This is a genomic window from Halobacterium wangiae, assembly GCF_021249345.1.
Lineage (GTDB): Archaea > Halobacteriota > Halobacteria > Halobacteriales > Halobacteriaceae > Halobacterium > Halobacterium wangiae.
The window spans coordinates 3,074,476-3,086,967 of the sequence record NZ_CP089588.1 but is presented as its reverse complement, the minus strand read 5'-3'; the positions used below and the strand labels follow the sequence as shown (position 1 = coordinate 3,086,967).

Below are 12,492 nucleotides of genomic sequence, written 5' to 3'. Positions count from 1 at the left end.
TCAGTAGACGCCGCAGATGCCGTCGATCCGGAGTTCCTCCTCGAAGAGGTCCTCCTCAATCTCCGGCTCCTCGGCGTCGGCGTCCAGTTCGGCGTCGTCGTCTCCGTCGGCGGCCGTCTGTGACATACAATGACTAACAGGGGGTAGCGCCAAATACGTTGTGACCAGCTGAACTGTCTCCGACCCGCTACCGGGTCGGGACAACAGCCTTGTGGACGGCTGGACACTCATCAGCATGGACGAGGACGACCAGGAAACGGCCGACCGCGACAGTGTGCGGCTCGCGGAACTGTCGTGGACAGACGTCGAAGCGGCCCTGGAGGGGGGCGTCGACACCGTCGTCGTCCCCCTCGGTGCGACCGAACAGCACGGCCCCCACCTCCCACTCGACACCGACACGCGACTCGCCGCCGAACTCGCAGAGCGCGTCGCGCGACGACTCGGGGGCGCGTTAGTCGCCCCCGCGATTCCGGTCGGTCCCTCGACCGAACACACGGGCTTCCCGGGGACGATCTCCGTCTCTCCGGAGACGCTGACCGCGCTCCTCCGGGACTACGTCGATTCGTTCGAAGCACAGGGGTTCGAGCGCGTCGTCGTCCTCCCCGGACACGGTGGCTCGTTCCCGGTCGTCGAGGCCGCGTTCCCGGAACTGGCGCGCGAGACGGACGTCGACGTGATCGCGGTCACGGGACTCAGACGCTACATGGAACTGCTGGAGTCGGGGCTCCGGGAGGCGGGAATCGACGTCGAAGAGCCGGTCGTCCACGCGGGCGCGAGCGAGACGGCGATGGTGCTCGCCGTCGCTCCCGAACTCGTCGCGGACGACCTCCCCGAGGGGTACACCGGCCCGGTGTCCGCGGCGGCGCTGTTCGCGGAGGGCGTCGAGACGCACGCGGACAACGGCGTTCTGGGCGACGCCAGTCCGGCGACCGCCGAAGCCGGCGAGACCGTCCTGGAGCACGTCACGGACGCCCACGCCGCCATCGTCCGCGAGGAGTTCGCGGCGCTCCGGGACTCGTAGCGCGTCTCGCGTTCCACGCGACCGGGAACTGACCGACCGCTATTTACCGGCACAGTACAGATTCCAGATATGACACTGGTCGTCCCCTTCGACGGGTCCGCGCTCGCGGAGGCGGCCCTCGTGCGCGCGTCGGAGTTCAGCACTGTCCTCGACGAGCCAGTGCTCGCAGTGAGTGTCGTCCCACAGGGTGACAAGCACTACGCGCGGGAGCGGGGCTGGATCGGGCCAGAGGAACCGTTCGACCAGGAGACGGTCGTCGGGAGCCTCCACGAGCAGGTGACGGCGCTCTGTCCGAACGCCGACTTCCGCCACGTCGTCGTCGACCGGTACGCGAGAGCCGGGTCGGTCGCGAAGCGCGTCCGACGGGTGGCTCGCGAGGCCGACGCGTCGATGGTGTTCATCGGCAGCGAGAACGCGGGACGGATGGTGACGACTGTAAGCAGCGTGGGCGCGAGTGTGGCGGCGGACGACGCGTACGACGTCGTCATCGTGCGCCACCGGAGCCCGACGAAGATCGCCAAACTCCGGGACGCCTCACCACACGAGGCGTCGAAGTCGGACTTCTACCGGCCCGAGTGACGGGCGCGGGAGCGTCTGTCTCCTGTCCGGTCGTCCCTTCTGGCCAGCGAGCGGTAGAGCCAGGACCCGGCGACGACGAGGAGGGCGTCCCCGACCGTCGTGAGTACCGCCGTCGACGCGAACAGTTTCGTCCCGCGCTCGACGGTCGCGACGTGGTCCGGGCCGTGGACGACGAAGTGGAACAGTCCCTCGAAGGCGACGCCGCCGACGCCCGCGGCCACGAGGAGCCCGGCGCCGAGTTTGTGGCGTTCGCTGGCGACCGCGAGGACGCCGGTGGACGGCGCGAGAACCAGGACGACGCCGACGTAGACGCCCTGCCAGTCCGCGAACGGGACGGGAATCGACGCGTGCGCCCAGCCGTGACCGAGCGTGAGCGCGAGGTGGACGACCACTGCGACCACGACGACGCCGAGTCGCCGGTTCATGCCGTCTCCTGGTCGTATCGACCGGCTAGCCACTCGTCCCACGTGGTCGTGCCGACCGTCCGGTCCGGGCATGTCGCGTCTCCGGCGCGGAACCCGCGGGCGACCTTCCCGGGCAGCGGGAGGCGCACGACGGGGCGGCGCAGCCCTCTCGCTGCGCGGTACGCCCTGGCGAGGTCGCCCAGCGTCCGCACTTCGGGACCGCCGACGACCGGCACTCGACCCGCCGGGTCCGGTGTGGCGTGTTCGACGACGGCGTCCGCTACCTCCTCGACGGCTATCGGCTGGAGGCGTAGCTTCGTCGGGAGCGGCCAGACGGGGAGCCGGGACACCCCGTCGAGTAGCCCGCCGAGGAACGAGTGGAACTGCGTCGCGCGGACGACGGTCGACGGAACCTCGCTCGCCTCGACGACCCGTTCTGCCTCGTGTTTGTGCTGGTAGTAGGAGAGCGGGATCTCGTCGACACCGACGATGGAGACGTAGAGGACGTTCGAGACGCCGGCGTCGGCGGCCGCCTCGACGAGTCGTTCGGTCCCGCGGACGTCGACGGCCTCGCTGTCTCCCTGTGGAGCCGTGGCCGCGTGAACGACGACGTCGACGTCGCTCACCGCGGCCTCCAGGCCGGTTCCGTCGACCAGGTCCAGAGTCTGCCACGCCGTGTCGTCGTCGGCCGGCGGCGACCGACTCGCCGCGAGTACGTCGTGGCCGTCGTCGCGGAGTCGCGGGAGCAACGCCTGCCCGAGTGTGCCGGTCGCGCCGGTGAGGAGTGTCCGACTGCTCATCGTCCGACTGTTCGTGGTCGACCACGTTGTTTCGACTGCCGGACACGTCTGTGGGATTTAAGTCGCGGAGCGTGGGACCATCGCGTATGAACCACGTCCGGCTGACCCTCGACGCGGGCGGCCGCGAGGCCGAGATACACCCAATGTTCGACCTCATCGTCAACGCGCCGTACGTCGACCGCGCGACCGCGATGCACTGGAACTTCACTGGTGACGAACTCGGCATCATGCACTACGTGGAGGGCGACCGGGAGCCGTTCGAGGCGGCCATGGCGGAGATCCCCGAGGTGCTGGAGTACGAACTCACGCCCGCCGGCCCCGACGAGTTCTACGTCTACATCAGGGACGCGACCAACGAACCGGTCCGGAAGCTGTTCGAACTGGTGGACAAGGGACCGGCCGTCGCGATCCCGCCCATCGAGTACGCCGCGGACGGGACGGTGTCGTACTCGGTGTTCGGGCCGTCTGCGGAGATTCAGGCGGTCATCGAGCAGTTCCCCGACCCAGTCGACGTGACGGTCACGGAGGTCGGTGGACTGGAGGCGGTGCCCGGCGTCCTCGACTCGCTGTTGAGCGACCGCCAGCGCGAGGCGCTCGGCACGGCGCTCTCACTGGGGTACTACGAGATACCGCGGACCGCCAGCCACGAGGACGTCGCCGACGAGATGGGGTGTGCGCCGAGCACCGCCGCCGAACACCTGCGGAAGGCCGAGGCCACGCTCCTCCAGTCGTTCCTCGGCGACTGACCGCCGGTCACTGCCGCCCAGCGACGCTCGGACACACGAATATGTACGGGGGCAGCCACAGGTGGAACGCGGGCGTACGGCCAGTCATGGCCGGTTTCCCTTCCCCCTTCGGCGACAGCGACGACGGGCTGTTCGACGACTACGACGAGTTCGTCCCCGACCACCTCCCCGCAGTCGGCCAGTTCCTCGACGGCCACGACGTGCTGACGGGCGCGGACCACCTCGCGTTCCACCGCGTAACCCGCGACCTCTTCGAGGAGCGGAAAGTGTACGACATGACGTTCAACTACAACCTCGCGCGACTGAACCTCGACACCCGGCACCGGAACGCTGGGTACCGGTACGCCGAGGAGGCCGACGACCCGTCCGTGTTGCGGGCGGAGTTCACGCCGACGACGCCGTTCTGCCCCCAGACGCACACCCTGACGAAGGGGTCGTTCCGCGCGTGGAACGGCCTCGCCGACCGCCACGAGTACGACCTGGTCCGCGTCCGCGCCGACGGGATGCACCACCAGAGCGAACCCATCAACGAGGAACTCGCCGAACTCGAGGCGAAGTACCGCGAGACGGGCGACGTCACCGTGACCGTCGACAGCGGCGACGTCGGGTCGAACCCGATGGAGCGAGCGCGGCTGGAGGAGGGTCCGACCCGGGGGTCCGACGCCCCGTTCTGAGCGGCGCGGACGGTGCGGACCGCGGTACTGCGGCTGAACGTTGAAACCTGTGCGTCTCGTTAGCACACACATGCAGGTAGTCAACCCCGCGACCGGTGAGCAGGTCGAGACCTACGACGACCACACCGAGAGCGACGTCGACGACGCCCTCGACCGCGCGACGACGGCGTTCGAGGAGTGGCGGGCGCGCCCGATGCGAGAGCGAGAGGAACTGCTCGCGTCGGCCGCCGACGTGCTCCGGGAGAACAAACGCGAGTACGCAATGATCGCCACACGGGAGATGGGGAAACCCATCGAGCAGGGCGTCTCGGAGGTCGAGAAGTGCGCGTGGGCCTGCGACCACTACGCCGAGACCGCCAGCGCCTACCTCGGCGAGGAGCACCACGCCAGTCCGCCCGGGTCGAACGCGAAGACGGTGTACGAGCCACTTGGTCCCGTACTCGCGGTGATGCCGTGGAACTTCCCGTTCTGGCAGGTGTTCCGGTTCGCCGCGCCCTACCTGACCGCCGGCAACGTCGGCCTGTTGAAACACGCCTCGAACGTCCCGGGCTGTGCGGTCGCCATCGAGGAGGTGTTCCGGGAGGCCGGCTACCCGGAGGACGTCTTCCAGTCGCTGTTGATCCCCTCGGACCTCGTCGACGACGTCGTCGAGGACGACCGGTGCCGGGCGGCCACCGTCACCGGGAGCGGGCCGGCGGGACAGGCCGTCGCCTCGACGGCGGGGGCGAACCTCAAGAAGACCGTGCTGGAACTCGGCGGCAGCGACCCGTTCGTCGTGCTCGACGACGCGGACGTCGAGGCGGCCGCCGAGACCGGCGCGTGGGCGCGCAACCAGAACGGCGGCCAGTCTTGCATCGCGGCCAAGCGCTTCATCGTCCACACGGACGTCTACCACGCGTTCCTCGACGCGTTCGTCGACGAGATCGAGTCGCTGACCGTCGGCGACCCCACCGAGGAGGAGACGGACGTCGGGCCGCAGGCCCGCGAGGACCTGCTGGCGGACCTCCACGAGCAGGTCGAGGCCAGCGTCGACGCCGGGGCGACTGTCGTCACGGGCGGCGAACCGATGGACTGCGAGGGGTCGTACTACCCGCCGACGGTGCTCACGGACGTGCCCGGCGGCTGTCCCGCGGACACAGAAGAGATGTTCGGCCCGGTCGCCGCGGTGTGGGAGGTCGACGACGAGGACGCCGCCGTCGAGAAGGCCAACGACACGCAGTTCGGCCTCGGGTCGAGCGTCTGGACGGAAGACCGCGAGCGCGGCGAGCGGGTCGCGCGCCGCATCGACGCGGGCTGCGTCTACGTGAACCAGCTCGTGAAGTCCGACGCCCGGGTGCCGTTCGGCGGCGTCAAGGAGTCCGGCTACGGCCGGGAGCTCTCGGAGGCGGGCATCAAGGAGTTCGTCAACCGGAAGACCGTCTGGGTGGAGTAGATGCGGGCATCCGACCTCCTCGTCGAGTGCCTCGAACGCGAGGGCGTCGAACACGTCTTCGGCGTGCCCGGCGAAGAGATGGAGGACCTCCTGTTCTCGCTGCGGGACTCCGGGGTGACCTTCGTGCCGGTGCGACACGAGCAGGGCGGGGCGTTCATGGCGGACGTCCACGGTCGACTGACCGGCGAGGCGGGCGTCTGTCTCTCGACGCTCGGGCCGGGCGCGACGAACCTGCTCACCGGCGTCGCCGACGCCCACCTCGACAAGAGTCCGCTGGTGGCGATCACCGCCCAGGGCGGCCTCGAACGGCTCCACAAGGAGAGCCACCAGGCCCTCGACGTCGTCGAACTCTTCGCGCCCATCACGAAGTGGAACACCCAGCTCAATGATCCCGACATCGTCCACGAGTCGGTGCGCAAGGCGTTCAAGGTCGCCCAGTACGAGAAGCCGGGCGCGACCCACCTCGAACTCCCCGAGGACGTCGCGGGCGAGGAGACGGAGACGCGCCCGCTCCCGACCCGCGAGCGCGTGAGCGTCGGCGCCCCGGAGGCCGACGTCCTGGAGCGCGTGAAGTCGCTGTTCCGGGGCGCCGAACGGCCGCTGCTCATCGCCGGCAACGGCGCCGTTCGCACGGGCGCGGCGTCGCAGCTCCGCGAACTGGCCGCCGCGAAGGACCTCCCGGTCGTCTCGACGTACATGGGGAAGGGCGCGGTCTCGGACGACGACGACCACTCGCTGATGACACTCGACTCTGGCGACGACGGGGAGGCCGCCAGCGCCATCGAACAGGCCGACCTCGTCGTCACCGTCGGCTACGACATCGCCGAACACGACCCCGCCGAGTGGGGGCTCGGCGACGCCGCGGTCGTCCACGTCGACAGCGAACCGGCCGAGGTGTACGAGGCGTACACGCCGGACGTCGAGGTGATCGCCGACGTCGGCCGGACCCTCGAGGCGCTCACCGACTGGTGTGTGGACGTCGCCGTCGAGTTCGACGTCGACTGGTACGCGGACCTCCGGGAACAGATCGTCGCGGACGTCTCCAGAGAACCCGCCCCCGAAGCGCCGTTCACCGTCGAGGGCGTGCTCCCCGTGTTCCGGGACGTGATGGCCGACGACGACGTGCTGGTCTCGGACGTCGGCAGCCACAAGATGGCCATCGCCCAGCGCTTCCCGACGTACGAGTCCAACACCTGCATCGTCTCGAACGGCCTCGCGTCGATGGGCATCGCGGTTCCGGGCGGACTCGCGGCCGACCTCGCCGTCGACACGAACGTCGTCGCGGCGACCGGCGACGGCGGCTTCCTGATGAACGCCGCAGAGATCGAGACTGCCATGCGCGTCGGCTGTGGCTACACCATCGTGGTGTTCGTCGACGACGACTACGGCCTCATCTCCGAGAAGCAGGAGGACCACACCGGGGAGTCGTTCGGCACGAAGCTGACCAATCCGGACCTCGTGACGTTCGCCGAGAGCTTCGGCGTCGACGGCTACCGCCCGGAGTCGGCCGCGGAACTACGAGCCGTCCTCGCCGACGCCGTCGGCGGTGACGGGATGACGCTCGTCGAGATTCCCGTGGAGTAGCCGGGCCGCGTCCGGCCCTCACCGCCTGTGGAGGACGACGACGGCGGAGAGGATGAGCGCACCGCCGACCACCGTGACGACGGTGACGGGGTCGCCGAAGAGGACCGCGCCGAGCGCCACCGTAATCGGGGGTTCGACGGTGCTGACGATGCCGCTCCGGCTGGCACCGATGCGTTCCAGTCCCGCGAAGAACGTGAACACCGGGATGGCCGTCGCGAGTGTCCCGATGCCGACGAGAACGCCCCACGTGGACGCCGCAGACGGCACCGTCAGCGAGCCAGTTCCAGCGCCGATGGCGACGAACGTGACGCCGGCCGCGGGGAGGACGTGGGCGGTCAACACCAGCGGGTGCGTGGAGACGAGCATCCGCCGGGAGAGCGTGATGTAGGCGGCGTAGGCGATGGAGGCGCCGAGCACGATGAGGATGCCGACGACCGACGCGCCGGCCGGGTTCGCGCCGATGGCGAGCGCCACGCCGCCCAGCGAGAGCGCGAGCGCGACCACCGTCTTCGGGCCGACCTGCTCGCCGATGGCCAGCACCGCGAGCACGACGACGAACGCCGGGTACGTGTAGAGGACGATGGCGACCATCCCGGGCGTCATGAACTCCAGACCGAGGAAGTAGAGCCCGCTCATCGCCGCGTAGCCGAACGCGCCGAGGCCGAGGCCGGTCGCCAGCGCGCGGCCGCGGAGCAGCGTCAGTCGTCCGGTCCACGCGAGCAGCCCCCAGACGATCAGGGTCGCCAGCACGAACCGGTAGACGAGCACCGTCGGGATGGAGAGGCCGGCGCGCTGGGCGTAGACGCCGAAGATGCCGAGTGTCCCGAATCCGGCCGCGGAGACGAGGACGAGGAGGACGCCAACGGTGTCGTGGCCGACCGACGGGAGGCGCTGGCGGAGCACGGCCGGCAGTACCCGGCCGGGGCTGATAACTCCACGGCCGACGGCAATTCGGCGGCGGTGCAGTCGCCCGGGCGAGGCCACAAAACTTACTCGGGCGTTGTCTGTGGTTGTCGTATGCGCCGCCGCGCCCTCCTCCAGTCACTCGGGACAGCTGCAGCGCTCGCGACGACCGGACTCGCTGGCTGTATGGGGTCCAGTGACGCCCAGACGAGCGTCTTCGACCGCGAGGCGCCAGCACCGACTGGCGTGGGCACGGGGTGGCAGTCTCCGCGGCTGGACGCCCGGAACTCCGCTCGTGCGGGTGTCCCGGGCCCGGGAAACGCGCCCGGCGTCGCCTGGCAGGGAACCGTCGAGAACGCCCGGTTCCGCCACGAACCGATGGCGTTCGGGGACACTGTTCTGGTCCCCTCCGTCCGCGAATCGCGGTTGCTCGCGTTCGACGCCAGGGACGGGAGCGTTCGCTGGGAACGTGACCTCGAGAGCGCGTCCGGCCCGGTGACGGTCCACGACGGCACGGTGCTCTGTCCCGACGGCCACCGACTGCAGGCGTTCCGCGAGGAGTCACAACAGTGGGTGGAACCGTTCGCTGGTGAGGTCACCGGCGTGACGGCAGTCGACGGGACGGCCTACGTCGCCACGGCGGACGGGTCGCCGGCGCTGTACGCGCTCGCTGTCGACGACGGCAGCGTGGACTGGCAGCGGGAGACGGGATTGCTCGAGGCCCCACCTGCGGTCGCCGACGGGCAGGTGATCGTCGGTGACATGAGCGGTCTGGTTCGTGCGTTCGACGTCGAGACCGGCGAAGACCGGTGGCAGCACGCGGTCCGCGACGACTGGCTACAGGCCAGTGTGGTAGTCGCCGGCGACACCGTCTACGCGGCCTCCGGAACCCGTGAACTCGAGCGCGGTCACGTCTACGCGCTCGGACTCGACGGCGACGAGTACTGGGAACGGGAACTGGGTAGTTCGGTCATGGCGTCGCCCGCAGTCGGCAGCGATCGACTGTTCGTCGTCGACGCAGCCGGAACGCTACACGCACTCGACGCGGCCGGCGGGAGCACACAGTGGGAGTTCACGACTGGTGACGACGGCACCGCATCACTTGTCGGCGGGCAGCGTCGGTACTCGCCGGCGGTGTGTAACGGACTCGTCTACTACGTCGGCGCCGACCAGCAACTGCGAGCTATCGAGACCGACGCTGAACGCCCCGACGTCCGGTGGTCGGCGACACACGACTTCACGACCGCACCCGTCGTCGCCGGCCAGCATCTCTTCGTCGGTGCTCGCGACGAACTCGTGGTGCTCGGCCGACCGGCGTCCAGCTAGCGGTCCGATCCGGCGAGTCAGTCCAGTCCTCGAAACGCCGCCGACACCAGTGATAGCGTCTCTCACACCGGAACAAAACTTATTGCACGGGGGGTTGACGTAGCAATCGAACCGTGGCTCGGACCGTCCGAGCCCGACACCAGGTGACACACCGATGACGATCACACTCCACGCAGGGGCCGCCGCTGACATCAGCGGCTGCTTCGAGCGCTCTCTCGTGGGATTCGTGGTCGCCGGATATCACCCGAACGCGCAGTCCGCGTCCACCCTCGCCGCGTAACGTGGCGACACCCCCCGGGGAGGACGCGGACGCCGTCTCCCTCCAGTGACGGTGACTGCGCGTCTTCCTCGTGGGACAACTGGTGAGCGCGGGCTGTGTCCACTCCCGACGGGCACACCCGTGGAACCGACCGAGTTCGACTCTCGGCGGGAGTCTATGGCAACGACCAGCCAGTCGGTCCGCGTCGTCGCGGACCTCACGATGCACGTACCGCGCAACGACAGCGGCGACCTCGACAGCGGTGCCGAGGGCGTCGTCGCTCGAATCGCCGCCGTCCGGAGCGTCGAGGCCGTCGACGTGACCAACCTCCGACCGCGGCTCAACGACCTCCAGGTCGACGCGACGGTGACGGTCACTCTCGACGTCGAGGACGCGCCCGGCGTCGAGACGGCCGGCCAGAGCGTCCTCGCGGACGGCTTCGGCGTCGAGACCGTCGAGAACGTCCGGAGAGAGCGCGCGGGCGCCGACCCGCCCGTACCGGAGGTGGGCTGACAGTCAGCCGCGCCACTCCAGGGCGGTCGCCGCCCAGGTGTAGCCCGTGCCGGCCGCGAGGAAGAGCACAGTGTCCCCCGATTCGACGTTCCCGGCCCGCAGTCCCTCGTCGAGTGCGAGCGCCTGGTCCACACTCTGGACGTGGCCGTACTCGTCGAGGTAGTGGTGGTCGTCGTCGCCGACGCCGAGTTCGTCGGTCAGCCAGTTGTGGAACGACCGCTTCATGTGCGTGAGCGCGACGAAGTCGACGTCCCCCCTGGTCAGCTCCGACAGGTCCAGGGCGTCGTCGGCGACGGACAGGAAGTTCGGCCCGCTCACGGGCGCGATGCGTTCTTTCATGTCGTCGGACGCGACGGTGAGCGAGTGCATGCCAGCGTCCACCGTCTCGTGGGTCGGCGGGTGTTTCGACCCGCCCGCTGGCATGATCACGTCCTCGGAGAAGCTGCCGTCCGTGAGGGCGGCGCTCTCGTGGACGACCGCCCGCGTTCGGTCGCCGGCGTCGCGTTCGAGCACGAACGCGGAGGCGCCGCTCCCGAAGTTGAACATGAACGACGCGTCCTCGTCACTGTAGTCCACGAGGTCCTCCTCGCGGCTCGCGGCGACGAGCAGCGCCGTGTCCACGTCACCTGTCTGTATCTGGGCGCGCGTCTGCCGGATGGCGAGCGGCGCGCCCGCACAGAGCGTGTAACTCTCCGTCGCGTACGCGTTCTCGGCGCCGAGTCGCTCGGCGACGTTCGCGGCGGCGCTCCACACGACGTAGTCCTTGAACTCGCTGCCGTGGTAGAGTACCAGGTCGAGGTCCACCGGGTCGAGGTCGGCGTCCGCGAGCGCGTCTTCGGCCGCTTCGACACACATGTCGGTGACGTGGTCGTCGTCGGGTGGGCAGACGTGCGTCTCGCGGATGCCCATCTTCTCGACGACGACGTCCTCAGGAACCCCGCTCCGGGCGGCGATCTCCTCGCCGGTGATGACCTCGTCTGGCGTGTAGACGCCGTAGCCAGTCAACGAGACGGTCATCGTCGGAGGTTGGCGAGGTAGTCGGGGAGGCGTTTCGCCACGGTGCCACCGAGTCGGTCGCGGACCGACCCGAGCAGGCCGCCCGGGACGTACAGCACGAACACCACGAAGACGACGCCGAGGTACAGCGCGGCGTGCCCGTTCAGGAACGTCTCGATTCCCTGCCCGACGGTCATCCCGTTCAGGACCGGGGTGTCGAGGACGCTCGTGGGAACGTACTCCCGCAGCAGTGGTAGCAGCCCGCCGCCACCGCCCGTCTTCGAGAGGAACTCGCGGACGGTGCGGTCGAACAGGCGCCCGTACAGCGGTCCCGCGAGCGTGCCGAACCCGCCGATGATCGAGGCCAGCAGCGCGTCACCGCTGACGAGGAAGTACAGCGAGTTGTCCGGGGTCACCGACCGTCGGTAGCCCGCGAACAGGCCGCCCGCGATGCCAGCGAAGAAGCCGCTGGCGGCGAACGCCGCGAGCTTGTACCGGAACGTGTCGTAGCCGACCGCACGGGCGCGCTCCTCGTTCTCGCGGATGGCGACGAGCACGCGCCCGAACGGCGAGTGAACCATCCGCTGCATCGCGAGGTAGCAGACCAGCACCACGACACCGACCATGTAGTAGGACACCTCGGTGGCGCCGAAGTCGAGGAAGAGGAGTTCGAGTTCGTCGCCACGCAGCGGCCCGATGGCGAAGCTGAGCTGGTCGACGAACGGCACCCCGATCTCGAAGCCCTCGGGGTGGAGGTCGTTGCTCACGGAGACGCCGTCCCGGGGGTTCGACCCGAGGTAGTCCCAGTCCCGCATCAGGACGTACAGCACCTGCGCGAAGCCCAGCGTGATCATCGCGAAGTAGACCCCGGAGAGCCGGAACGACACGGTCCCGATGAGCACCGCGAGCAGCGCGGCGAGCACGCCGGCGAGCAGCAGACTCACCATGAACGGCGTGCCCGCGGGGAGCAGCGGAATCTTCCCGCTCGCGACGAGCACGACGAAGTAGCCGCCGGTGCCGTAGAACGCGGCGTGCCCGAAGGAGAGGTAGCCCGTGTAGCCGCTGATGAAGTCGAAGCTCATCGCGAACAGCCCGAAGTAGAAGACGGCGATCATCGTCTCCGTCCGTGGGAGGAACGCCTCGAACTCGGCGACGCCGCCGAAGAACGAGTAGATCAGCGGGTAGATACCGAAGAACGCGACCACGAGCAGGTGGGCGACGTGGTCGCGGGCGTACTGGCGCACCCAGCTGGTCT

The 12,492-nt window shown here is 69.3% G+C and carries 15 protein-coding genes; 9 read left to right on the top strand and 6 right to left on the bottom strand.

The features are described 5' to 3' along the window. Positions 1–126 carry a mycofactocin precursor MftA gene (gene mftA / locus LT965_RS16400; RefSeq protein ID WP_232701935.1) on the bottom strand — a complete coding sequence of 42 codons (126 nt, stop codon included), beginning with the start codon at positions 124–126 and terminating at the stop codon, positions 1–3. 109 nt (positions 127–235) lie between these two features. On the opposite strand from mftA, the gene LT965_RS16395 reads away from it, so the two are divergent. Then, the gene (locus tag LT965_RS16395; protein WP_232701934.1) at positions 236–1,021 is read left to right on the top strand and encodes a creatininase family protein; all 786 of its coding nucleotides are present in this window, start codon (positions 236–238) and stop codon (positions 1,019–1,021) included. 69 nt (positions 1,022–1,090) lie between these two features. Further along, positions 1,091–1,600 carry a universal stress protein gene (locus LT965_RS16390; RefSeq protein ID WP_232701933.1) on the top strand — a complete coding sequence of 170 codons (510 nt, stop codon included), beginning with the start codon at positions 1,091–1,093 and terminating at the stop codon, positions 1,598–1,600. Here the strand turns inward: LT965_RS16390 and LT965_RS16385 are convergent. Next, a complete protein-coding gene (locus LT965_RS16385; protein ID WP_232701932.1) occupies positions 1,585–2,025 on the bottom strand; it encodes a hypothetical protein in 441 nt (146 codons plus the stop codon). The genes LT965_RS16390 and LT965_RS16385 overlap by 16 nt on opposite strands. Further along, on the bottom strand, positions 2,022–2,804 hold the full coding sequence (locus LT965_RS16380) for an SDR family oxidoreductase (protein WP_232701931.1): 783 nt from the start codon (positions 2,802–2,804) through the stop codon (positions 2,022–2,024). Before LT965_RS16380 ends, LT965_RS16385 begins: the two co-directional genes overlap by 4 nt. A gap of 86 nt (positions 2,805–2,890) precedes the next feature. Between LT965_RS16380 and LT965_RS16375 the strand changes: the two genes are divergently transcribed. The 4 genes from LT965_RS16375 to LT965_RS16360 all read left to right on the top strand — a co-directional run bounded on the left by LT965_RS16375 (position 2,891) and on the right by LT965_RS16360 (position 7,240). After that, positions 2,891–3,550 carry a helix-turn-helix domain-containing protein gene (locus tag LT965_RS16375; protein ID WP_232701930.1) on the top strand — a complete coding sequence of 220 codons (660 nt, stop codon included), beginning with the start codon at positions 2,891–2,893 and terminating at the stop codon, positions 3,548–3,550. 86 nt (positions 3,551–3,636) lie between these two features. Continuing rightward, positions 3,637–4,224 (top strand): DUF7998 family protein, encoded by a 588-nt coding sequence (locus LT965_RS16370; protein WP_232701929.1) that lies wholly within the window; start codon positions 3,637–3,639, stop codon positions 4,222–4,224. 70 nt (positions 4,225–4,294) lie between these two features. Next, entirely contained in the window at positions 4,295–5,656 is a 1,362-nt protein-coding gene (locus LT965_RS16365; protein ID WP_232701928.1) for an NAD-dependent succinate-semialdehyde dehydrogenase, read from the top strand. After that, positions 5,657–7,240, top strand: coding sequence for an acetolactate synthase large subunit (locus LT965_RS16360; RefSeq protein ID WP_232701927.1), 1,584 nt, complete (start codon positions 5,657–5,659; stop codon positions 7,238–7,240). An 18-nt stretch (positions 7,241–7,258) separates the two neighbouring features. Here LT965_RS16360 and LT965_RS16355 read toward each other — a convergent pair whose 3' ends face one another. Then, positions 7,259–8,143: a DMT family transporter gene (locus tag LT965_RS16355; RefSeq protein WP_232701926.1), complete on the bottom strand. Its 885-nt coding sequence runs from the start codon at positions 8,141–8,143 to the stop codon at positions 7,259–7,261. Positions 8,144–8,257: 114 nt separating this feature from the next. On the opposite strand from LT965_RS16355, the gene LT965_RS16350 reads away from it, so the two are divergent. From LT965_RS16350 to LT965_RS16345, 3 genes are all read left to right on the top strand, one after another. Then, the gene (locus tag LT965_RS16350; protein WP_232701925.1) at positions 8,258–9,469 is read left to right on the top strand and encodes an outer membrane protein assembly factor BamB family protein; all 1,212 of its coding nucleotides are present in this window, start codon (positions 8,258–8,260) and stop codon (positions 9,467–9,469) included. A gap of 154 nt (positions 9,470–9,623) precedes the next feature. Continuing rightward, positions 9,624–9,749: a hypothetical protein gene (locus LT965_RS16610; protein WP_269782704.1), complete on the top strand. Its 126-nt coding sequence runs from the start codon at positions 9,624–9,626 to the stop codon at positions 9,747–9,749. 156 nt (positions 9,750–9,905) lie between these two features. Then, positions 9,906–10,241 carry a hypothetical protein gene (locus LT965_RS16345; protein ID WP_232701924.1) on the top strand — a complete coding sequence of 112 codons (336 nt, stop codon included), beginning with the start codon at positions 9,906–9,908 and terminating at the stop codon, positions 10,239–10,241. 3 nt (positions 10,242–10,244) lie between these two features. Here LT965_RS16345 and LT965_RS16340 read toward each other — a convergent pair whose 3' ends face one another. Both LT965_RS16340 and LT965_RS16335 read right to left on the bottom strand, forming a co-directional pair. Next, complete coding sequence (locus LT965_RS16340; RefSeq protein WP_232701923.1) at positions 10,245–11,258, bottom strand: 3-oxoacyl-ACP synthase; 1,014 nt, start codon at positions 11,256–11,258, stop codon at positions 10,245–10,247. Beyond that, positions 11,255–12,352: a branched-chain amino acid ABC transporter permease gene (locus LT965_RS16335; RefSeq protein ID WP_232703600.1), complete on the bottom strand. Its 1,098-nt coding sequence runs from the start codon at positions 12,350–12,352 to the stop codon at positions 11,255–11,257. The genes LT965_RS16340 and LT965_RS16335 overlap by 4 nt, the downstream gene beginning before the upstream one ends. Positions 12,353–12,492: the final 140 nt, after the last annotated feature.